The sequence below is a fragment of the Salmonella sp. 32010601201800023SM genome, assembly GCF_017572235.1.
In the GTDB taxonomy this organism is placed as follows: domain Bacteria; phylum Pseudomonadota; class Gammaproteobacteria; order Enterobacterales; family Enterobacteriaceae; genus Salmonella; species Salmonella enterica.
In genome coordinates, this window is record NZ_JAGEQS010000004.1 from 169,157 (window position 1) to 186,662 (window position 17,506).

At 46.8% G+C, this 17,506-nt stretch carries 34 protein-coding genes and 2 tRNA genes; 9 read left to right on the forward strand and 27 right to left on the reverse strand.

Annotation, left to right across the window (positions count from 1 at the left end):
* Window position 1 precedes the first annotated feature (1 nt).
* From J4617_RS14005 to J4617_RS14130, 26 genes are all read right to left on the reverse strand, one after another.
* Entirely contained in the window at window positions 2-1,414 is a 1,413-nt protein-coding gene (locus J4617_RS14005) for a PBSX family phage terminase large subunit (RefSeq protein WP_093984248.1), read from the reverse strand.
* A complete protein-coding gene (locus J4617_RS14010; RefSeq protein WP_000113732.1) occupies window positions 1,411-1,851 on the reverse strand; it encodes a hypothetical protein in 441 nt (146 codons plus the stop codon). Before J4617_RS14010 ends, J4617_RS14005 begins: the two co-directional genes overlap by 4 nt.
* Before the next feature lie 2 nt (window positions 1,852-1,853).
* Complete coding sequence (locus J4617_RS14015) at window positions 1,854-2,096, reverse strand: DUF2560 family protein (RefSeq protein WP_000807788.1); 243 nt, start codon at window positions 2,094-2,096, stop codon at window positions 1,854-1,856.
* A 227-nt stretch (window positions 2,097-2,323) separates the two neighbouring features.
* Window positions 2,324-2,866: a Rha family transcriptional regulator gene (locus J4617_RS14020; RefSeq protein WP_023138247.1), complete on the reverse strand. Its 543-nt coding sequence runs from the start codon at window positions 2,864-2,866 to the stop codon at window positions 2,324-2,326.
* A gap of 198 nt (window positions 2,867-3,064) precedes the next feature.
* Complete coding sequence (locus J4617_RS14025) at window positions 3,065-3,502, reverse strand: lysis protein (RefSeq protein WP_023138246.1); 438 nt, start codon at window positions 3,500-3,502, stop codon at window positions 3,065-3,067.
* A gap of 88 nt (window positions 3,503-3,590) precedes the next feature.
* Entirely contained in the window at window positions 3,591-4,091 is a 501-nt protein-coding gene (locus J4617_RS14030) for a lysozyme (protein ID WP_033903588.1), read from the reverse strand.
* The gene (locus J4617_RS14035; protein ID WP_000286100.1) at window positions 4,069-4,272 is read right to left on the reverse strand and encodes a phage holin family protein; all 204 of its coding nucleotides are present in this window, start codon (window positions 4,270-4,272) and stop codon (window positions 4,069-4,071) included. The genes J4617_RS14030 and J4617_RS14035 overlap by 23 nt, the downstream gene beginning before the upstream one ends.
* Before the next feature lie 245 nt (window positions 4,273-4,517).
* Window positions 4,518-4,593, reverse strand: a tRNA-Thr gene (locus tag J4617_RS14040).
* Between the two features lie 5 nt (window positions 4,594-4,598).
* Window positions 4,599-4,673, reverse strand: a tRNA-Asn gene (locus tag J4617_RS14045).
* 91 nt (window positions 4,674-4,764) lie between these two features.
* The gene (locus J4617_RS14050) at window positions 4,765-5,253 is read right to left on the reverse strand and encodes an antiterminator Q family protein (RefSeq protein WP_000027539.1); all 489 of its coding nucleotides are present in this window, start codon (window positions 5,251-5,253) and stop codon (window positions 4,765-4,767) included.
* Window positions 5,250-5,432, reverse strand: a complete 183-nt coding sequence (locus J4617_RS14055; RefSeq protein ID WP_020898880.1) for a hypothetical protein — start codon at window positions 5,430-5,432, stop codon at window positions 5,250-5,252. Before J4617_RS14055 ends, J4617_RS14050 begins: the two co-directional genes overlap by 4 nt.
* A gap of 438 nt (window positions 5,433-5,870) precedes the next feature.
* The gene (locus tag J4617_RS14060) at window positions 5,871-6,107 is read right to left on the reverse strand and encodes a hypothetical protein (protein WP_001749499.1); all 237 of its coding nucleotides are present in this window, start codon (window positions 6,105-6,107) and stop codon (window positions 5,871-5,873) included.
* Entirely contained in the window at window positions 6,100-6,270 is a 171-nt protein-coding gene (locus tag J4617_RS14065) for a protein NinF (RefSeq protein ID WP_000566851.1), read from the reverse strand. The genes J4617_RS14060 and J4617_RS14065 overlap by 8 nt, the downstream gene beginning before the upstream one ends.
* Window positions 6,267-6,449, reverse strand: coding sequence for a NinE family protein (locus J4617_RS14070; protein WP_000113771.1), 183 nt, complete (start codon window positions 6,447-6,449; stop codon window positions 6,267-6,269). The genes J4617_RS14065 and J4617_RS14070 overlap by 4 nt, the downstream gene beginning before the upstream one ends.
* Window positions 6,416-6,589, reverse strand: a complete 174-nt coding sequence (gene ninD, locus J4617_RS14075) for a protein NinD (protein WP_000679702.1) — start codon at window positions 6,587-6,589, stop codon at window positions 6,416-6,418. Before ninD ends, J4617_RS14070 begins: the two co-directional genes overlap by 34 nt.
* Window positions 6,586-7,032, reverse strand: a complete 447-nt coding sequence (locus J4617_RS14080; protein ID WP_079918899.1) for a recombination protein NinB — start codon at window positions 7,030-7,032, stop codon at window positions 6,586-6,588. The genes ninD and J4617_RS14080 overlap by 4 nt, the downstream gene beginning before the upstream one ends.
* Before the next feature lies 1 nt (window position 7,033).
* Window positions 7,034-7,285, reverse strand: a complete 252-nt coding sequence (locus J4617_RS14085; RefSeq protein WP_080069439.1) for a hypothetical protein — start codon at window positions 7,283-7,285, stop codon at window positions 7,034-7,036.
* A 2-nt stretch (window positions 7,286-7,287) separates the two neighbouring features.
* Entirely contained in the window at window positions 7,288-7,551 is a 264-nt protein-coding gene (locus J4617_RS14090; RefSeq protein WP_080069438.1) for a hypothetical protein, read from the reverse strand.
* 11 nt (window positions 7,552-7,562) lie between these two features.
* The gene (locus J4617_RS14095) at window positions 7,563-7,718 is read right to left on the reverse strand and encodes a hypothetical protein (RefSeq protein WP_176204250.1); all 156 of its coding nucleotides are present in this window, start codon (window positions 7,716-7,718) and stop codon (window positions 7,563-7,565) included.
* Between the two features lie 11 nt (window positions 7,719-7,729).
* Window positions 7,730-7,936, reverse strand: coding sequence for a hypothetical protein (locus tag J4617_RS14100; protein WP_023228648.1), 207 nt, complete (start codon window positions 7,934-7,936; stop codon window positions 7,730-7,732).
* A 72-nt stretch (window positions 7,937-8,008) separates the two neighbouring features.
* Window positions 8,009-8,278, reverse strand: coding sequence for a hypothetical protein (locus J4617_RS14105; RefSeq protein WP_080069437.1), 270 nt, complete (start codon window positions 8,276-8,278; stop codon window positions 8,009-8,011).
* Complete coding sequence (locus J4617_RS14110; protein WP_080069436.1) at window positions 8,275-9,651, reverse strand: replicative DNA helicase; 1,377 nt, start codon at window positions 9,649-9,651, stop codon at window positions 8,275-8,277. The genes J4617_RS14105 and J4617_RS14110 overlap by 4 nt, the downstream gene beginning before the upstream one ends.
* Complete coding sequence (locus tag J4617_RS14115; RefSeq protein ID WP_000067077.1) at window positions 9,648-10,481, reverse strand: replication protein; 834 nt, start codon at window positions 10,479-10,481, stop codon at window positions 9,648-9,650. The genes J4617_RS14110 and J4617_RS14115 overlap by 4 nt, the downstream gene beginning before the upstream one ends.
* Window positions 10,474-10,620: a DUF2740 family protein gene (locus tag J4617_RS14120; protein WP_139783633.1), complete on the reverse strand. Its 147-nt coding sequence runs from the start codon at window positions 10,618-10,620 to the stop codon at window positions 10,474-10,476. Before J4617_RS14120 ends, J4617_RS14115 begins: the two co-directional genes overlap by 8 nt.
* 34 nt (window positions 10,621-10,654) lie before the next feature.
* A complete protein-coding gene (locus J4617_RS14125) occupies window positions 10,655-10,933 on the reverse strand; it encodes a lambda phage CII family protein (RefSeq protein ID WP_000424167.1) in 279 nt (92 codons plus the stop codon).
* 135 nt (window positions 10,934-11,068) lie between these two features.
* On the reverse strand, window positions 11,069-11,296 hold the full coding sequence (locus J4617_RS14130) for a helix-turn-helix domain-containing protein (protein WP_001180316.1): 228 nt from the start codon (window positions 11,294-11,296) through the stop codon (window positions 11,069-11,071).
* 77 nt (window positions 11,297-11,373) lie between these two features.
* On the opposite strand from J4617_RS14130, the gene J4617_RS14135 reads away from it, so the two are divergent.
* Together J4617_RS14135 and J4617_RS14140 are read left to right on the forward strand one after the other, a co-directional pair.
* Window positions 11,374-12,084, forward strand: a complete 711-nt coding sequence (locus J4617_RS14135; protein ID WP_000250475.1) for a helix-turn-helix transcriptional regulator — start codon at window positions 11,374-11,376, stop codon at window positions 12,082-12,084.
* Between the two features lie 197 nt (window positions 12,085-12,281).
* Window positions 12,282-13,325 (forward strand): P63C domain-containing protein, encoded by a 1,044-nt coding sequence (locus J4617_RS14140; protein ID WP_227490765.1) that lies wholly within the window; start codon window positions 12,282-12,284, stop codon window positions 13,323-13,325.
* Window positions 13,326-13,363: 38 nt separating this feature from the next.
* On the opposite strand, the gene fumD is transcribed toward J4617_RS14140, so the two are convergent.
* Complete coding sequence (gene fumD, locus J4617_RS14145) at window positions 13,364-13,573, reverse strand: fumarate hydratase FumD (RefSeq protein WP_000786966.1); 210 nt, start codon at window positions 13,571-13,573, stop codon at window positions 13,364-13,366.
* Between the two features lie 367 nt (window positions 13,574-13,940).
* On the opposite strand from fumD, the gene J4617_RS14150 reads away from it, so the two are divergent.
* The 7 genes from J4617_RS14150 (at window position 13,941) to J4617_RS14180 (ending at window position 17,494) form a co-directional block, all read left to right on the forward strand.
* A complete protein-coding gene (locus tag J4617_RS14150) occupies window positions 13,941-14,303 on the forward strand; it encodes an antitermination protein (protein WP_080154741.1) in 363 nt (120 codons plus the stop codon).
* A gap of 77 nt (window positions 14,304-14,380) precedes the next feature.
* Window positions 14,381-15,010 (forward strand): pentapeptide repeat-containing protein, encoded by a 630-nt coding sequence (locus J4617_RS14155; protein WP_074421695.1) that lies wholly within the window; start codon window positions 14,381-14,383, stop codon window positions 15,008-15,010.
* Between the two features lie 219 nt (window positions 15,011-15,229).
* The gene (locus J4617_RS14160) at window positions 15,230-15,400 is read left to right on the forward strand and encodes a hypothetical protein (RefSeq protein WP_016239859.1); all 171 of its coding nucleotides are present in this window, start codon (window positions 15,230-15,232) and stop codon (window positions 15,398-15,400) included.
* 84 nt (window positions 15,401-15,484) lie between these two features.
* Window positions 15,485-15,793 (forward strand): hypothetical protein, encoded by a 309-nt coding sequence (locus J4617_RS14165; RefSeq protein WP_065680790.1) that lies wholly within the window; start codon window positions 15,485-15,487, stop codon window positions 15,791-15,793.
* Entirely contained in the window at window positions 15,790-16,611 is an 822-nt protein-coding gene (locus tag J4617_RS14170) for a PD-(D/E)XK nuclease-like domain-containing protein (RefSeq protein WP_065680791.1), read from the forward strand. The genes J4617_RS14165 and J4617_RS14170 overlap by 4 nt, the downstream gene beginning before the upstream one ends.
* Window positions 16,611-17,180 (forward strand): hypothetical protein, encoded by a 570-nt coding sequence (locus J4617_RS14175; RefSeq protein WP_065680792.1) that lies wholly within the window; start codon window positions 16,611-16,613, stop codon window positions 17,178-17,180. Before J4617_RS14170 ends, J4617_RS14175 begins: the two co-directional genes overlap by 1 nt.
* The gene (locus J4617_RS14180) at window positions 17,180-17,494 is read left to right on the forward strand and encodes a hypothetical protein (RefSeq protein WP_058216810.1); all 315 of its coding nucleotides are present in this window, start codon (window positions 17,180-17,182) and stop codon (window positions 17,492-17,494) included. Before J4617_RS14175 ends, J4617_RS14180 begins: the two co-directional genes overlap by 1 nt.
* Window positions 17,495-17,506 lie beyond the last annotated feature (12 nt).

Sequence of the window (17,506 nt, forward strand, 5' to 3'; positions counted from 1 at the left end):
TTTACCAACCGGAGGATGATGGAACGTAGATGTCCGTTTCTTCTGGAGCTAATGCCGGGCAGTGCATGCACATCATTAGTGCATCTGCCAGGTTAGGGGATGGAATACCAAGCTTCTGCTTCATTTCGACCTTAGTCATGAGCTCAAGCTTGCCATTACCGTTAAATTTGCGCTGTATCTGAGTGAGTTCGGCGAATAGCTTTTCGAGCATCTTCTCGCCGATAGATTCCTTGTCAAAGCTCAACATTTCGTCAGGGTCTGCGTATTCGCCATGCTCAACTGCTCGGTATGTCAGATAGAGCCTGTCAGCGAGGGTGTAGTAGAACTGCGCTCGCTTATTTCGGAATACATCGCCGATAGTGCGGATGTTGTCACCCTGCACCACTTCATCAGCCCATGCTCCAGCCTGATATGGAGCGTCTTCATCGAATGGCGATTCGCTTCCCTTGAACATCGTGGCGGTGATTTTCTTACCGGAGAATGCTTCCGTTGTCTGTCTGCGTAGCCCGGCACCAACACCATCACCATCCCACAGGTAATGGTCAGCGCCGTCTTCAATCGCCAGCGAAGTAGCCCAGTCAGCACCCTCGTTGATGTCCATCAGCAGACCTTCGGCAATGCGCTTAACCACCGAACCGTGACGCGATGCGTAACCTTTAGCATCTGGCCCTGTATCTGACGGGTCATGTGCAGAAACAACAGCGCCTTTCGCTTTCCATCCGAGTTTCTTGTGCGCATCGGTTGCAGCTTCAAGCCATTCACGTTTGATGATTGCCATATCACTTGCGCTTACTGGCTCACCAAGCCAGATGTGACGATACAGTGTCGGATTTCTGCGTTTACACTCTTCCATCTCCAGACGGAGGACTTCAGGAAAGTGCGGGTTGTCGGTGTAGTTCACCGTCAGCAGACAAATATCATCGGGAGGATTTACGACGAATCGCTGATAGGTATCGTCGAGGATGTTTTTCGGGTTAAAGCTCACCCATATTTCGGAAAACGGCTTGCGGATGGTTGGTATCAGGATATCCCATGATTCCTTCGTTACCGCTTCCGCTTCTTCCACCCAGCAGATATCAATGCCTTCGAGCGATTTAATCTTCGTAGGGTTGTTTTTGATGCCGTAGAACATGAATTCAGCATTCGTTCCGAGATGACGAATCATTGAACGCTGAATTTCAAACTCAGCCGAATACCCTTCCCGCTCTATGGTGTCTTCAAGCAACCGGATTACCGAATCGCTGATACTGTTTTGCAGTTCACGAGCGCAGAGAATACGCACAGGCTGCCGACGCGCCGCTTCAACAAGCAGCCTCGCAATTGCCCATGATTTACCGCTACCTCGACCGCCTTTGGCGACTTTGTAGCGATGCGCCTCAATGAACGGTTCAAAGATAGGATTAATCGAGGTCATTTTCCGAACAGAGTGCTCATCGGTGATGTTTCAATCTGGATTGCGCCGCCGTCTTTGCCTGTTAGCTCGTGATCAACCTTGTCGCGCCATTTATCCTTCTGTCGGTTCTTAAGCCAGAAGATGGCAGCGGTTGTATCAGGCGGGTAATACTTCTCAAGCGGAGTTTCGACAATTCTGTTTTCAATAACACGAATATCGATATCTGGAGCCACGAAGCCCATAGCGCGTTGATAAAGACGATCACTAACTTCTGCATCAGCGACGGCCTTACCCTTTTTTATGGACTCCGAAAACTTAGGATAATCAAGCTTCCACTTGTTAATAGTTGACTCACTGACTTCAAAGAAATCAGCAAGTTCTGCATCGGTGTAGCCCAGCAAGCACAGTTTGCGTGCCTGTTCGGCATACGCCTCTTGATACTTTGTTGGGCGCGCCATGTTTATGCTCCGGTAGTGAACAGGTCTAACGCTTCCTTCGATTTACGAACCGCTTCGATAGTGCGAGTCGTGATATCTGAATTAGCGCCGCCTGACTGGAAGTGAATTTTGAATAGTTCAAGCTTCAGTTCGTCAGTGCCGATGAATTGAAATGCTTCCTCTGCTGCTGCGTTCTGGTTCATGACCAGCTTGTAAATCTCTAACTGGAATTTCTGTTCTTCAGTCATGGGAATAATCTCTGCCATTGTTGGCTCCGTTTATCCGTTAAAAGGGATATCAGTTAAGTTATCCCGTGTAGGGCATAAGCCATTGTCGAGACCACTCATTGAATGGCCTCTGCAATAACCGATGTCTTTCCATCAGTCCGCCACCGCAAAGAATCTTTTTTGCCATAAGGCAGGAGGTTCATCTTTCAGTGGCTTCCAGTGTTATTTCCCCACTTACTGGCTTGGGTTGTTTCGTGGTACTGCCGTTAATTGGTGAGTCCGGGGATTACGGTTTGCCCGTGCTGTTCAAGGCGTTCAATTCTCGCCAGTAGCTGTGGTTTCTTAATTTTTCCCCAGCGATTTAGCAGGCGACCTGACATGCTGGCGACATCCTTCTCTTTCATGTACTCCAGCATTACGGCATTTCGCTCTTCTTCAAATTGACGATTACCAACCTGAAGCATGGCGTACATCCAGTTGAAAGCGTTGATATATGCGATTTTGATTCGCATAGCTTCTTTCTTGGTATAAGACATGACAAGAAGCATCAAGCCGTCCTTGCGGAGTCGGTAAAACTTCTGCGGCTTGCCATTCTGTAACTCATTGTTTTTATAGCAAAGCTCAAAATTGAGCTTTGTATCAAACTCTGGAGGGCAAGCATCAATAGTCCTTTCAATGTCGCGGACTACGTTTTTCGATAATTTGCCGAATGCTTTTGCCACCATAAAAGAATCGGTAACCGGATCGTTGTCTGCTACAAAAATCAGATCGCGAAAATCAATGCCGTTAACGACTGTTGGGTAGTTCATAGCGTGTACCTTACTTTGAGATGAACCTTTGCCGCATAGGAGATCAGCCCGTCGAGGCTCGCCAGCACTAACTGACTCCTCAAAGGCTCATTCCAAAGGTTTGGGTTCGACGTGGTTGGATGCGCTGCGGTGCGCGGTGAAATTTTGGTATAAAAAAGCCCGGCCGAAGTCAGGCTGTTCTGTTTATTGGGTGACGAATCACTTCAGGCACTGAGCCCTGACATACTCCTGCAGGTAGTTAACCTGCGCGGTTATCCTGTCGATTCCACTTCGGAGACGGTAATAATTGAGTTCAGCATCTGCTGTAAGTCTTGGGCTTTCTCCATCGCCCATGCCGCCGGCTCCGGTCGTTGACTTTGCACAGGTGGCGGCGACTTGCAGGCGCTTACGACCAGCAGAAACATCAGCACGGAGACTTTCGATAGTCGCGTTAGCATCAGCAAGCTCCTTTGTGTATCTGGCGTCAAGTTCTGCAACGTCACGCTGGCGCTTCTGCAAATCAGCGATTGTGGATGTGGCTTTGTCGCGCTGGTCTTTGTAGGAGATGGCGTTATCACGGTAATGGTTAACAGCCCACCCCATTGAAACCAGCAGACAAATAACCACAGCACAGATGATTGCGGTTAACCGGCTCATGACATCAACACCCCAACGGCAAGAAACCACGGCCACGCATCGTTGCCATTGAATGCGAGCAACGCTGCCATGAAAAAGCAAATCATGCTCATTGCTGCCCCCACCACAAACAGACTTCACGCTCAATCTCACGACGAGTCATCAGGCCTTTCCATTGCTTACCGCCAGCGTATGTCCATCGACGTAGCTGATCACATGCACCTTTGATATCGCCCTGGTTTATTTTGCGAAGAAGCGTCGATGTTCTGAAATTGCCAGCTCCCACGTTGTAGACGAACGAGTAAAGGGCGCCGCGCGTTGTTTCCGGTATATCGACTTTGATGTACGGGTTAATTTGTCTGGCGACAGTAGCGAGGTCTTTATTCAGGAGGTCTTTGCATTCTGCCTCGGTATACGTTTTACCGGGTATAATGTCTTTTCCAGTGTGGCCATAACACACAGTTAATACACCTACTACGTCCTTATATGGTTTGTATCTGACACCTTCCAGACCATCGTTACCACTCGGACCTGTGATCAACACAGATGCTATAGCAATAGCCCCGCCACTTATCGCCGCTATTACGCTATTTCGTAGTGCCGGTGACATTGCCATTCAATCTGTCCTCACGCTCTTTGCGTTTGTAGTACCAGTTGATGCCAAATGTGCCGACAGTACAAAGAATACCAATGATTACAGCCCAGTCATTCAGGGAGAGAATGCCACCCATCGCAGTCAGTCCTCCGAAGCTGTAACTGAACCATTCTCTGATTTTGTCCATACGGTACATGCTCTACCCCTTTTATTGAGGGGATTTGCTCTATTTAATTAGGAATAAGGTCGATTACTGATAGAACAAATCCAGGCTACTGTGTTTAGTAATCAGATTTGTTCGTGACCGATATGCACGGGCAAAACGGCAGGAGGTTGTTAGCGTAACCTCCTGCCACCCGCTTTCACGAAGGTCATGTGTAGAAGGCCGCAGCATAACTATCACTGACGAATTCAGGATAGCCAGTGGCTACGGCTCAGTTATGGTGCTGGTTAACGGACTTGAACCGCTACCCATTCGCTTACAAGGCGACTGCTCTACCATTGGAGCTAAACCAGCATGTTTGGCGGGACAGCGTGGACTCGAACCACGATAAGAAGGTTAACAGCCTTCCGTAATGACCTTTATACGACTGACCCAAATAAAAAAAGCCACCGTTGCAACTTAAGAGTCACTAACGGCAGCTTATTCACTTATGATTGCTCATTTGCTCATAGATGTCAACACAATCTATGCAACATGTTTAATTTTATCCACACGTTTACGACTATTGAAGGCATTTAGCATCGGTTGATAAAGCATGAACAGGGATGCCTTGAGTACGTCATCTACTTCTCTCCGACAGGTAATAAGAGATGGCTTGCGCATCCTTTCTCCGCCGCGGCCTGACATTTTGCGGGGGCTTGCAGTCTTGTGATAGTAGGATGATATGGCGTACTTAGAGGAACCATGTGCGTAATAGCTAAGCAGAATGCCAAAGGCCTTTGTGTCGATGCGCATAACGGAATCTACGACCTGAGAAATCAACATTCCGTCATCATCATTGCACATTGGCCTTGTCATCACTCTTGATGGTTCTACCCTCTCCATAAACTGCGCTATAACGCTGCTCATGCGTTTTTCGAGTCTTCCTGAATAAACCCATGCCCCCCATAGCTCAAGCCACCCATTAAGCCAGTCATGCTGCTCTTTAGTGAGGTTAAATTCTCGTATACTCATGCAGCATCGCCTCCCGATGTCTTGTTCAATCCAAGCCGGTTCACCAGTTCACGCTCTCGCTCATGCAGATAATCCATTGCCTTCTGGTGTTGCTCAGTCATCTCTCTGACGCTGCGCAATTCAGCCTCGTCACGTTCACGCTGCTGTTTCGCCTGGTTAATGCTGGTTATGCTGCACATTGAGATTCCCCCATGCGGAGTTGAATTCCGTCCTGATACCAGTCTGGCAATGTGAAATCGATGTGCCCTGTAACACCCTGCGCCCTTAGCTCCTGTAACCGCTTCAGTTCGCTCTTCATGTGCTGGTATAGCTCATCCATCTGCCATGTCTTTAAGCGCACAGGAACGCACGCCAGACGCGCTACACGCTCTATTGTCATCTCCCCATAGACAATCTCCGCATGCGCGGTGAATTCGTATGGGTCTTCTTCAAGTTTTCGGTGACAGCCAACGCAGTGGGCGAAGGCGTTATAGGGATGGTATCTGGTGGCTTTGTGTCGTCGGGATTTGAAGTGGGAGCAGTGGAGTTTTTGTCTTTCGAGGTGGAATGATCGTCCGCAGTAATCGCATGTCCAGTCCGTTCGCTCCCTCACCAGTTGGGAGAAAACGTCATCAAACTTATCTCTCTTTAGCGCCATTTCTTCCACCTTTTGTCATTTTTTCAGCATATTCAGGCCAGTGCTTTTTAAGTATTCCGTAAGGAACTCTCAGGCTTATTCCATGTCGATTAGCCCAGTTAACCAGGCTGTTTCTGGTTCTTCCTATGGTGGATGCCATAACGTCAGCAGGGACTTTTCCGGCAACCCTGCGGATATAATCCTGCTCGTTTGGTGAATACATATTTGTGTTAGCCATCCTTATCTCCTGTCATATCTGAATGTGGATCGCGATATACCAGCCATTCGTTAACGCATTCTGCACAGGCGTAAATTTCATCAGGTGCCAGTTGCTTGTTACATCCTGCGCATAAGGCTCTCGCTATACTTTCCTGTTCGTAACTTCGATTTGGGTCAATCACCTTGTTTTCCTCGCGCGTTCTCTAAGCCACCGGATATCCCACAGGTGAGCCGTGTAGTTGAAGGTTTTTACGTCAGATTCTTTTGGGATTGGCTTGCGTTTATTTCTGGAGCGTTTCGTTGGAAGGTATTTGCAGTTTTCGCAGATTATGTCGGTGATACTTCGTCGCTGTCGTGCCATACGTCCTCCTTCGTCTCTGGCAGCGGGAAATTACCTACTGGCGACCGCTCACATCTGATACACCATTGGTGCCAATAAGGTTGATTTGGCCGGAATCGATAATCGTCTTTGCTTTCTCCGCAGCGGTAGCAGTGTTTCATGCAACTCTCCCTGTTCGTTTTGACCACTCGTACTCTCGCCTGGAATCATCACTCCATCTCACGTTACGTTCTGAGCCGAACCAGAACATAATTTCGATAAGCTCTGTCATGCTCGCCTTCCTCATCTTGCTGGTACGTACCCCAAGAAGAACAACACCGCCATCAATACCTGGTACGCTTCTTTGCTCCAGCTTTTTAGTCTTGAGCCACAGCGCGGTGAAGATGTCTTTCCAGTCTTCCGGAGACAGTCGTTGACCATGCCAAAGCACCTGACGGGAGACGTCCTGAAGCATCGGCCACATACGGTCGTTCTGCGCTTTGGTTCGCTTAGGTTCCTTGACGTGGACTTCGTGGGGTGACTTGTCGTCGATGGGTAGTGAGAGAATGGCGTCTATGGCGTTATTTCTGATTGCTTCATTGCGAAGCAGGAATAATTGCTTCACTTTACCTCCTGCTCTTCTCCTTGCGCTTATCCGCGTAATACCGGTTTAATTCGTCAGACATCCTCTCTCCGATAAGCGGCCATGACTCAAACCTCGCATTCGCAAAATTCTCAAGCCATCTCGCAAAATCATCCAATTTATCTGCTAACCAATAAACAAAATCTGACAGCCATACTGCTGAAGCCAAAAAGATACGATGCGGATTAAGGATGAAAATAAGCGATATTTTCATTCCTCGTGATACTTTGCTCATACTCACTCCTTCACTTTGATTCCAGCGGCGCGGATGGCTTCTGCGCATTCCTGAATACCAGCGTTTCTTCCATCACCCCAATCAACCAGGTCAGGAATGGAGTAGTCATCGCTGGAAATATCATTTTTTGCTGGCAACTCAATCGCAATAGCAGAACGTGAAGCAGACCAGATTTTCTCTCCCCATCCCTCAGCGCAACTTTTCCGAAGCTCTTCTTGCTCAGGGTGTCTCCACCATTCCAAAAACTGCTTTCTTGATTCGTCCATATTCTTCTCCATCACTCGCCTAACACTTTCAGTGCATTAGCGATTTCTTCAATCTGGTCATCTGCCTGATTAAATATTTCCCATACTGAGTCATCTTCTTCCACTTCGTAATACGCTTTAAGCGCTTCAAAAATCACTGAATAGTTAATCTCGGATATTTTCATCATTACTCTCACTTTTAGTTGATAAAACGCCACGCCATTTTTGCTATCGCTACAGGTACAATTCCGATAAGTACCCAGACAAACGCAGCACCAAACAACGTAGAGAATGGGTCTTTACCGCCATTAACAAGGCTAATGTAGCTACGCAGAACAATAAAAAACGTCAGAAGAATCCATCCAACGCCAATGCATTTGATGGCGGCTAGCATCCAATTAACCATGCTTCCCTCTTCCCCAAATAAAAAGGCCTGCGATTACCAGCAGGCCTGTTATTAGCTCAGTGATGTAGATGGTCATTGCTTCATCTCCCTTTCCATTTCATCAATGTCAGCGTCATCAGGAAGATGGGAGCAATACGCTGCTATACCATGATGATTTATCTCATACCCTTTGAACGTTGCCATCTGGTGCGTAATCTCAACTTCGTTTAGGAATCCGTCATCGCATAACTGCCTGGCTATTTTCGATTTGGTCTGGATTATTGGAAGTGCCTGTTCTTTCAAAGCGCATGATATTTGTGCATCCCATGCCTTTTCGAGAATGGCTAATTGTTTTTTATTCATACGTCAGCCCCTTGTGTATATCGCTTTCTGCGTCCAGCAGGTGCATTTGATGCCGTGCAAATCTGTCTGGCTTCGTCCTGGTCACATGCAACAAAGTGTCCGTTGCAGAACCGCTGGTAAACCGTACCAAGCGAGCCAAAACGGTTTTTCGTCACGATGATTTCAGCAAATGGCGCGGTGCTACTGTTCTCGTCATATACCGCTTCCCGATAGAGCATGATGATTGAGTCTGCATCCTGTTCAATGCTTCCTGAATCGCGCAAATCTGCGTTTGTCGGGCGTTTGTTTGGCCGCTTCTCAACATCGCGGGAGAGCTGACTTAGGGAGATAACAGGCGTTTTCAGGTCTTTCGCCATCGCCTTCAGGCTTCCGGAGATGTGAGCAATTGCGAGGTCGTTGCGATCTGCCTTCGGCTTCTCAATCAGGCCAAGATAATCCGCCATGATGAGTGACAGGTTTGGGTTTTCCTGTTTGTGCCGTTCTGCGATTGAGCGTATTTCTTCGACCGATAACCGCGAGGCATCGACTACCCATACATCCAAGTCTGCAAGCTGACTCATGCCGTTAGCAACGCGCGCCCAGCCTTCGTCATCCATCGATGCAGGATTTCGCAGCACGCTAACCGACATCCTCCCGGCGTTGGCAATGCTTCGCTCAGCAATCTGCAATGCGCTCATTTCCATCGAGAAAATCAACACACCGCGCCGGACGCCAGAACCAGGAATAACACGACTTGCCACGCCTTCGGCTATCTTCAGCGCCAGTTCGGTTTTACCCATACCAGGACGAGCAGCAATAATCACAAGGTCTTCTGCGTTCATTCCTCCGGTGATAGCGTCAAGCTCTTCGATTCCGGTCTTCAGGGTATCCGACTCTTCTCCGTTCCTCAGACGCCTGTCAAGCGTGTCAGTGTAATCATTGATAATTTCCCCCAGTCGCACAGGTTTAACCTCGTTGCGTGGCTTCCTGATGGCTGAAAGACGCTTAACAAGATCGTCCATCGCTCTACCTGAAGCATCCAGCGTGCCGTTACTGATTGGCTCTCGCATCTCATCCAGTAGCTGTAAAACCTGACGCCGTTGATAACTGTCTGCAACCATTCCGGCATAACCTTTCAGGTTTGCAGCGCTGGGACATGACCGCGCAGTCATCATCACCGCCGTTGCGTATTCATCCCCGCACTCCTCGGACACCATCAGTCCATCAATCAGGTTCCTGTTTCTGGCCTGCTTTCGAATAACTTCAAAAGCTTTCCGGTAGAGCGGAATTGAGAATGCTTCAGGCTCCAGCGTTGCCAGAACGTCACTCGCGGTTGGTGTTAATCCACCAATCAGCAAGCCACCGATAACGCTCGCTTCGATATCCTGTCTCATGCAATCCCCCTGTCTGCAAACTTCCCTTCCCGAACTCCCGTTAACGAATCTTCCCTCAGCAGGTAATCAAAATCAGCCGTCCAGCCTGTGTCGTTGTCTCCGAAGTAAAACGGCTTGGCCTGATGCACAAACGCCCTGACATACGCCCTGAAACCGTCCACGTTTGGCGTTTTCAGTTGCGGGATGATTTTCTTCAGGCGGCGTTTCCGTTTCTCGTTGACCGAAACAGCATGTGGAAGTCTGTCACCAACTTCGGTGTTGTAGGCGTTCAGGAAGGATTCATAGTCGATTCGTTCTGCCTTGCGACGTTCAGGTTTAACCTGCCCATTGCCGCCCCCGTTAGGGGGTAAGGGGGTATTTGTATTTATTGTCTTTTGTATATTGTCTTTTGTGTTTGACTGATTCGGTAAATTGGTTTTTACCGATTTGGTGAAGGTTAGTTTTACCGATCTGGTAAATGTTTTACCGAATCCGTTAACCTTCGTCTTCCACTCGGAAATATTTTTATTCATACCAACCTGACGCCCCACCTGAGTGAGAACCCCCATTCTGATAAGCTCGTTTTTGGCGGTAGAACATTTGGTTGGTGCCATGCCAGTGAGTTCAGCGAACTGTTCATTTCCGATCCAATCTATTTTTTTGTTATAACCGTATGTCTTGCGCCACACAGCCATAACAATCAGTAGCTGATGTTGAGTAAGCCCAGAAAGCATGACAGCTTCCAGCAGTGTATTTGCAGTCCGGGTGTAGCCATCGTCGAGTTCTGCCACGCGATGCTCCACAACCTCCAGATGAGGTTTTATCGGTGTAACTGTTGCAAGATTACTCATGACCTTTCCTCTTCAGTATTAGCTTCACTTTCTCCAACTCAGTCCGAAATCGACCAGGCTGTTTGAAGCTGGATAAGAACCGATCACGTAGTATGTTTTTGTGTAATTTGTCCTGGTCAGGACTGAGTTGTTTTGGCATAATTACTCCTGTGGATTGATCCAGTCTTTCTACATCAGGCCTCAAAACTGTTCCCGCAGTCTTGGGGCTTTTCTTTTGTCAGCAGATGCGCAACTTTCTTTGCCAATTCTGCCAACTCTTCATCCTCAACACCCCACTCCAGAACCGCCAATAACATCCCCATCTTTGGAATGAAATCGCCTTTCCATCGTGAAATTTGAGATTCGTTAATGCCTAACGCATCAGCGACTTTCCGCTGACCACGAATAGCTATCCGGTTAAGGATGCTGCTGGTAATTGCGTTGGCTTTCTTGCGAGTGCTTGTGAGTTCCATATGTGAACATTCCTGTAGTTAATAGTTAGTTGTGGCTATGCGCACTGGCGCATAAACCTGTGGTTGATTTGTTATCTGGAGTTCGCTTTTCAGCGACGTAGGACGAATGTCCGTTGTGAAAAGAGGTATTAAAGCTTATGCTGATAAAAGATTTTTTTTACTTATTTCAAGCAAATCAACTGCCTGAAACTTCCCCCCAGAAATTTCTTCAATTTTTGAGGCGTATCTTGTTTTCCCAAAAAATTCAGTCTTAGGGAGGAAGCCATTTTTGAGCCATTTATAAACTGCTCTCTCGCTAACTCCGCAAGCCCTAGCAACTTCCGGGATGCCGATACCTTTAATCGGCTCATCAAGATTTTGCATTGGCTACTCCTTTTTGTACTTTCAGTACACATTATGATTGAACTGAAAGTTTTTGCAACTACTTTACTATCGAACTCATGGTTCAAAATGAAAAAGTGCGTCAGGAATTTGCCCAGCGGCTAGCGCAGGCCTGTAAAGAAGCTGGGTTAGACGAACATGGTAGGGGAATAGCCATTGCTAGAGCCCTTGATGTATCGTCAAAAGGTGTCAGCAAATGGTTTAATGCTGAGTCTTTGCCGCGCCAGGAAAAAATGAACGCTCTGGCAAATTTTTTAAAAGTTGATGTTGTTTGGCTTCAGCATGGTTCTGTAAGGCAAAATACAACTACAGATCCACAATCTTTAACTTTTGTTGGTCAGTTGAGAAAGGGACTTGTTCGAGTGGTTGGAGAAGCTATTCTTGGCGTTGATGGCGCTATAGAAATGACTGAAGAACGTGATGGATGGTTAAAAATATATAGTGATGACCCAGAAGCCTTTGGTTTGCGTGTAAAAGGCGACAGCATGTGGCCACGCATCAAATCTGGTGAATACGTTCTTATAGAGCCAAACACGAAAGTATGTCCTGGTGATGAGGTTTTCGTAAGAACTATCGAAGGTCATAACATGATTAAGGTACTTGGTTACGATCGAGACGGAGAGTATCAGTTTACAAGCATCAATCAAGATCACCGTCCAATTACATTGCCATATTATGAAGTATCCAAAGTGGAATATGTGGCTGGAATTTTAAAGCAATCACGACACATTGATGACATAGAAGCAAGGGAATGGTTGCGTAATAATTAAGCCAATGGCCTGATGAGATATTCGGGTGATGATGGACTGAAGGGATGTTTGGGGGATAGTGGTTGTGTGAAACAGGTCGCAGAAATGCGGCCTTTTTACAAAAAAATGCAAGCACTCAAGATAGAATATATGCTTGCTTATTAATTTATATACTTGATATTATGCAAGCACATTTCACAACAAAGAGTGCTTGCATAATGTCTGATAAAGAAAGCAAAGAACCAACGGGAAAGTCCAAAGGTGGTGTGGCAAGGGCTAATGCTCTTTCTCCAGAAGAAAGGTCGGCTATTGCAAGAAAAGCCGCAACAGCTAGGTGGGGTGGCGATGGTGAGGTGGAAATTGCCAAAAGATCTGGCGACATTGTCATTGGAGACTTAAAGATACAATGTGCCGTGCTTGAGGATGGGACTAGGGTTCTGTCAGAGAGAGCTATCACTAAAGCCTTCGGCGGGAAGCGTGGAGGCTCCCACTGGAAGAGAATGAAAGAGAATCCAGATGGCGCCTATCTTCCTGTTTTCTTGTCAGCTAAAAACATTAAGCCATTCATTAATAATGAATTATCAGAAGGTCTATCCCGGCGCCGTCTTTTCAAAATAAATAAAGGAGCGGCGCCAGCTTACGGCATTGAAGCATCTTTGCTCCCAAAGATATGCAATGTTTATTTGAAGATGAGAGATCAGGGTGATGCCCTTCAGTCATCTCAGATACCTATTTCTGTTCAGGCAGACATTATCATGCGCGGTCTTGCAGAGGTTGGTATTGTAGCGCTGGTAGACGAAGCTACTGGGCATATCGATGAAAAGAGACAAGATGAATATCGAATTCTCTTTCAAGAGTTCATCAAAGAGCAGGTCAGAGAATATGAGAAGGAATTTCCGAAGCAGTTCACGGATGGCCTTTATCGACTTTACGGACTTACGCAGAAAAAAGCAGGTCGGCACCCTCAGTTTTTCGGTAAGTTTACGAGGAAGTATATCTACGAACCATTAGCATCAAGTAAAGGCGCCATCCTTGAGATGCTAGATGAAAAAAACCCTGTCGTTTATGCGAATGGCGGTAGAAGATATAAGATGTTTCAGTTCCTAACCGATAGCATCGGAGTTCCGATGTTTAGGGCGCACCTTTGGCAGGTAGTTGGCATCCTTTCAAGCTCAAGAAATAAAGCTGAGTTTGACAGAGCATTCAAAAGAGCCTTTCCATCGCCCGGGACTCAATTTGAGTTGCTAGATGAAGATGAGTAAGCGATCACGCCCGGCCATTGCGCCGGGTTTTCTTTGCCCTACTCTTCCAGCAGCTTCACCGCCAACTCCATAACCTGAATCTGGTCAATATCCCACTTGTCCAGACCCTTCGCTAACTCAGTTCGTATCACGTCAGCTATAGCCACTCGCTTAGTCTCATGACCCTCAGCAACCATAGCAAAAACGACATCACCGACAATCCTGCACATTTCCTGATAGCGCAACTGCGCCAGTTCCTCGTTTTTCACACAGATTCCTCGCTCGTTTTTTGTTCAGAACAGTATGACATAGAGGATTTATAAAAATAAATTCATTTATTTTTCAAAAACGTACTAAAAGAACAAAGCATTTACAATAAAAATGTACCAATAGTTCTTGCATATTATGTACTATTGGTTCAATATAAAAACATCAGCAGGACGCACTACTCACCAGGACGGTGAACATACAACGATTCAGTGATGAATCTACGCGGCTGAAAAGCCGGAACGACCAAAGTGAGCTTTGGGGTGAATGCAGAAGCTAACCCTCTCGGCTGAGGCGCTTGGCAATGAGTACGCTACCGGAGTTAGTCGACCGGCTGTATTCACCACCAAAGTTCATCAGGAGGTCTATATGACACGCAGAACAACTTTCAATGGCTCAGCAGCAGGTCGTCGTCGCGAGCGCCGTGCAGCGCTTCAGAATGAGACTACAGCCAGTTCAGAAGTAATGCACCGCCCTACCCTTAGCCGTGTACAGATTCAGGCCAAAGGAAAACACGAAACGCCAAAACGTATTGAAGACGCAAAATCACTTCAGTTCATGGCGAAAGATGCATTCTGGCAACTGGAAGAATACAGACGCAATCTGGAGCGGGCTGCCATTGTGTACGCAAATGAGTTTGGTAATAAGCCACCAGAAACCGGTGTATGTTTGCCAGACGTAGCACTTTACGCGGCTGGTCATCGTAAGTGTGGGCAAATTACCGCTAGATAATTATTCAGGCAGCAAGCCTTTCATCTAATCAGGTCGCAATGCGGCCTTTTTTATTGCCAAATTTAAGGAATAACAACATGAATTCAGCAGATTTATCGAAGATTCTTGAAGAACACAAAGTGTGGATTACCTCAATGCGTGAGAGCGGATCTAGAGCCGACCTGTGCGGTGCCAACCTGCTCGGTGCCAACCTGCGCGGTGCAGACCTGCGCGGTGCAGACCTGCGCGGTGCAGACCTGTACGGTGCCGACCTGTGCGGTGCCAACCTGCGCGGTGCCAACCTGCGCGGTGCCAACCTGTGCGGTGCAGACCTGCGCGGTGCAGACCTGTGCGATGCCAACCTGTGCGATGCCAACCTGTACGGTGCCAACCTGTGCGATGCCAACCTGTACGGTGCCGACCTGTGCGGTGCCAACCTGTGCGATGCCAACCTGTACGGTGCCAACCTGCCTGATCTCACTTTCGTAATTCTGGGTGAGAAATACTTCATAAGTATAACGAACGGTGAATATGTACGAGCAGGATGCCAGAACCACACAGTTGAGGAATGGAGAAAATATAGTAAGCAGGAAATTGCTGAGATGGATGGTCGTAAAGCTCTTAAATTTTATCCACGTCTTCTGGACATTATCGATTTCTATATTGGTAAAGGTGAACGCCCGGATTGGTTAACAAGTCAAGAATATGCATATAAAGTTACTGAGTAAGCGTATTTTTGGCAGCGAATAAGCACCTATAGCAGATTTACGAGTCTGCTATGTGAGCAATATCGCTCGTAACCAAACGAGGACGACGACTCGTTCTGGTTAATCGAAAAATCATCCCTTGATAGTCTTGCCGCTCGCAGTCAGGGCGGCTTTTTTCGCATACCAACAACGCTTCATTCGAGGCGTTTTCGTTATGCAACCAAATAAAAGGAGCATCCTATGCAACAGTTCGCTATTGCAGGGGCGGCATCGGTTCGCCCTTTCAACCCGATTTTATCGGTGCAGCATTCACGAAAAAATATTTTAACCGGAGCAGACTTTAAACAACCAAGAATGAAAAGCTTTCTCGAAAAACTTTGGGATATTTTGAAACAACAAGGCCGTCCATGAGTTTTACAGATAACTGGTCAGACGAAGAATTCATTCGTCAGATGAACAAAATTATCAATCATCACAAAGAACAGGAGAACGATGATGATTCTGACTCTGAATGATAAGCGTGAAATATCGCAAATCATCGCAAGTTTTACCGATGATGATTATGAACGAATTAACAGTGAAGTTGATCGCCTCTGCAAACGTTGCGACCCAATAAGCGAAATGCTTCGCTCATATAAACCAGATGAACACACTAAGGACGCTATCGACTGGCTGGAAGATGATGACTGTAACTATCAGGAAAAAGCCGCTGAATGGTTCTGGGATGCAATAACCAAAAGAGTTAAGGCTGAATATGCATTCGCAATATTCAAACGCAGACATGTTTATGGAGAAGCCGCATGAAACCCGGCATTTATTACGGGATGCCTAACGAGGATTACCATGCTGACGAGGCGATAGGTTCAACGTCAGTTAAGGCGATTAGCGTTAGCCCGGCAAACCTATTCTTCAACAAATTTACCGGAAGTAAATCAGCACATATTGGAAGTGCTATTCATGCAGCATTACTGGAACCTGACTTATTTAGAAATGATTACTTGCTGATGCCAGAAGTAACGTCTCGTAGTTCGAAGGAATACAAGGCAGCAGCAGAATGCACAAAACCAGAATATATTTTAGTTGGCAGTGAAGTAGAAACTGTTAACAGGATGTTTGAATCTTCACGGCTGAATGAAGATTTCATGGATTACATGAACACCAAAGGTAACTCTGAGGTGTCAATGTTTGCAGAGTGCCCTGAAACTGGCTTGATGCTCAAATGTCGTTTCGACAGGCTATCGGACACTCTCGCCTACCCTCTCGACGTTAAGAGCTGTAGAGACGCTTCTGAGCGTGGATTTAGCAATGCTTTTGGTCAGTACAAATACCACATTCAGGCAGCCTTTTATCTCTACGTTCTCAAACTGGCAACCGGCATTGAGTACAACCAGTTCGCATTTTTCGCTATCGAAAACTCTCCACCCCATCGGAACTGCATGTATTACATCGGTGATGAATCACTGGAGCTTGGCTATCGCGAAATGTTCGCAGCATTAGACAAGCTCGTTGCATGCAAAGAAAACGACGAACTGAAGTACGAAGGAATTGTACTTCCATCCAATGAAATTAACGTTCCGGCATATTTGCTGGATGATGAATATGATGATGAGGTAATTATCTAATGGACCTTTCACGCACAATCATTCCAAAGTCAGATCAAATTAACTTCGAGGATGTTCAGACGCAGAGCATCACAGCGGTTATTAAAGCAGTTCGCGCAGGTAACTCAGAGCAACCGGTATTCATCGACCTTGAAGGTTTTGAGGGACGACCTTACAAGCCGTCTAAATCAATGCGGAGAGTGTTAATTGGGGGTTGGGGTGCCGATGGTCATTCATGGGTTGGTCGCTCTCTGACGCTAATTGGAGATCCGTCAGTAAAGTTCGGTGGCATAGCTGTAGGTGGTATCAAAATTTACGCCATGAGCGATGTTGAGTCCGACTTCTCAATGATGCTTTCAGTATCACGCGGCAAGCGACAGGAGCACAGGGTTAGAAAGCTGGAAGTTAAGCAACAGGCATCACCTGAATCCGCGTTGGCATGGTTTTCGGCGAATGCACTAAATATGGATTCCGCAAAGCTTGAAAATGCCTATAACCGTGCCAAAGGCGTTATCGGTAATGATTCAACGCTAATTCAAAAACTCGACGAAATTTACCGCCTACGCAAACAGGATTTAGAGAGCGTCTGATGAAATGCACCCCATGGGAAAAATGGGAAGAGGATTTCTTGCGCGAAGTAGCGGCAACCATGCCAGTTGAAGTTATCGCCGAAAAGCTGGAGCGAACAGAAAAAGCGGTAATGACTAAGGCTACCAGAATAGGTGCTGAAATGGTTAGTCGCTTACGTGGTAGGCGCTGGACTCGCGCAGAAGTATCACTCTTCGACAAATTCTCCGCAGAAGAAATAGCAATCGCAACCTGCCGCTCAATTTATTCAGTAAGGGCAATGCGATACAAGATAAAAAAACTCAACGAAGAAAGATCTGGAATACGAATAAATTAACAAAGAGGAATT

What these genes read in the sequence shown, in the direction of transcription:
- J4617_RS14025 (WP_023138246.1), bottom strand. Translation starts at nt 3,502, where the DNA reads ATGAGCCGGTTAACCGCAATCATCTGTGCTGTGGTTATTTGTCTGCTG.
- J4617_RS14180 (WP_058216810.1), top strand. Translation starts at nt 17,180, where the DNA reads ATGAAATGCACCCCATGGGAAAAATGGGAAGAGGATTTCTTGCGCGAA.
- J4617_RS14165 (WP_065680790.1), top strand. Translation starts at nt 15,485, where the DNA reads ATGATTCTGACTCTGAATGATAAGCGTGAAATATCGCAAATCATCGCA.
- J4617_RS14120 (WP_139783633.1), bottom strand. Translation starts at nt 10,620, where the DNA reads ATGCCAAAACAACTCAGTCCTGACCAGGACAAATTACACAAAAACATA.
- J4617_RS14105 (WP_080069437.1), bottom strand. Translation starts at nt 8,278, where the DNA reads ATGAATAAAAAACAATTAGCCATTCTCGAAAAGGCATGGGATGCACAA.
- J4617_RS14050 (WP_000027539.1), bottom strand. Translation starts at nt 5,253, where the DNA reads ATGAGTATACGAGAATTTAACCTCACTAAAGAGCAGCATGACTGGCTT.
- J4617_RS14060 (WP_001749499.1), bottom strand. Translation starts at nt 6,107, where the DNA reads ATGGCTAACACAAATATGTATTCACCAAACGAGCAGGATTATATCCGC.
- J4617_RS14090 (WP_080069438.1), bottom strand. Translation starts at nt 7,551, where the DNA reads ATGGACGAATCAAGAAAGCAGTTTTTGGAATGGTGGAGACACCCTGAG.
- J4617_RS14160 (WP_016239859.1), top strand. Translation starts at nt 15,230, where the DNA reads ATGCAACAGTTCGCTATTGCAGGGGCGGCATCGGTTCGCCCTTTCAAC.
- J4617_RS14055 (WP_020898880.1), bottom strand. Translation starts at nt 5,432, where the DNA reads ATGTGCAGCATAACCAGCATTAACCAGGCGAAACAGCAGCGTGAACGT.
- J4617_RS14110 (WP_080069436.1), bottom strand. Translation starts at nt 9,651, where the DNA reads ATGAGACAGGATATCGAAGCGAGCGTTATCGGTGGCTTGCTGATTGGT.
- J4617_RS14015 (WP_000807788.1), bottom strand. Translation starts at nt 2,096, where the DNA reads ATGGCAGAGATTATTCCCATGACTGAAGAACAGAAATTCCAGTTAGAG.
- J4617_RS14140 (WP_227490765.1), top strand. Translation starts at nt 12,282, where the DNA reads ATGTCTGATAAAGAAAGCAAAGAACCAACGGGAAAGTCCAAAGGTGGT.
- J4617_RS14095 (WP_176204250.1), bottom strand. Translation starts at nt 7,718, where the DNA reads ATGATGAAAATATCCGAGATTAACTATTCAGTGATTTTTGAAGCGCTT.
- J4617_RS14100 (WP_023228648.1), bottom strand. Translation starts at nt 7,936, where the DNA reads ATGGTTAATTGGATGCTAGCCGCCATCAAATGCATTGGCGTTGGATGG.
- J4617_RS14030 (WP_033903588.1), bottom strand. Translation starts at nt 4,091, where the DNA reads ATGTCACCGGCACTACGAAATAGCGTAATAGCGGCGATAAGTGGCGGG.
- J4617_RS14125 (WP_000424167.1), bottom strand. Translation starts at nt 10,933, where the DNA reads ATGGAACTCACAAGCACTCGCAAGAAAGCCAACGCAATTACCAGCAGC.
- J4617_RS14035 (WP_000286100.1), bottom strand. Translation starts at nt 4,272, where the DNA reads ATGTACCGTATGGACAAAATCAGAGAATGGTTCAGTTACAGCTTCGGA.
- J4617_RS14135 (WP_000250475.1), top strand. Translation starts at nt 11,374, where the DNA reads ATGGTTCAAAATGAAAAAGTGCGTCAGGAATTTGCCCAGCGGCTAGCG.
- J4617_RS14115 (WP_000067077.1), bottom strand. Translation starts at nt 10,481, where the DNA reads ATGAGTAATCTTGCAACAGTTACACCGATAAAACCTCATCTGGAGGTT.
- J4617_RS14150 (WP_080154741.1), top strand. Translation starts at nt 13,941, where the DNA reads ATGACACGCAGAACAACTTTCAATGGCTCAGCAGCAGGTCGTCGTCGC.
- J4617_RS14005 (WP_093984248.1), bottom strand. Translation starts at nt 1,414, where the DNA reads ATGACCTCGATTAATCCTATCTTTGAACCGTTCATTGAGGCGCATCGC.
- J4617_RS14010 (WP_000113732.1), bottom strand. Translation starts at nt 1,851, where the DNA reads ATGGCGCGCCCAACAAAGTATCAAGAGGCGTATGCCGAACAGGCACGC.
- J4617_RS14175 (WP_065680792.1), top strand. Translation starts at nt 16,611, where the DNA reads ATGGACCTTTCACGCACAATCATTCCAAAGTCAGATCAAATTAACTTC.
- J4617_RS14155 (WP_074421695.1), top strand. Translation starts at nt 14,381, where the DNA reads ATGAATTCAGCAGATTTATCGAAGATTCTTGAAGAACACAAAGTGTGG.
- J4617_RS14170 (WP_065680791.1), top strand. Translation starts at nt 15,790, where the DNA reads ATGAAACCCGGCATTTATTACGGGATGCCTAACGAGGATTACCATGCT.
- J4617_RS14085 (WP_080069439.1), bottom strand. Translation starts at nt 7,285, where the DNA reads ATGAGCAAAGTATCACGAGGAATGAAAATATCGCTTATTTTCATCCTT.
- J4617_RS14070 (WP_000113771.1), bottom strand. Translation starts at nt 6,449, where the DNA reads ATGGCACGACAGCGACGAAGTATCACCGACATAATCTGCGAAAACTGC.
- J4617_RS14020 (WP_023138247.1), bottom strand. Translation starts at nt 2,866, where the DNA reads ATGAACTACCCAACAGTCGTTAACGGCATTGATTTTCGCGATCTGATT.
- ninD (WP_000679702.1), bottom strand. Translation starts at nt 6,589, where the DNA reads ATGAAACACTGCTACCGCTGCGGAGAAAGCAAAGACGATTATCGATTC.
- J4617_RS14130 (WP_001180316.1), bottom strand. Translation starts at nt 11,296, where the DNA reads ATGCAAAATCTTGATGAGCCGATTAAAGGTATCGGCATCCCGGAAGTT.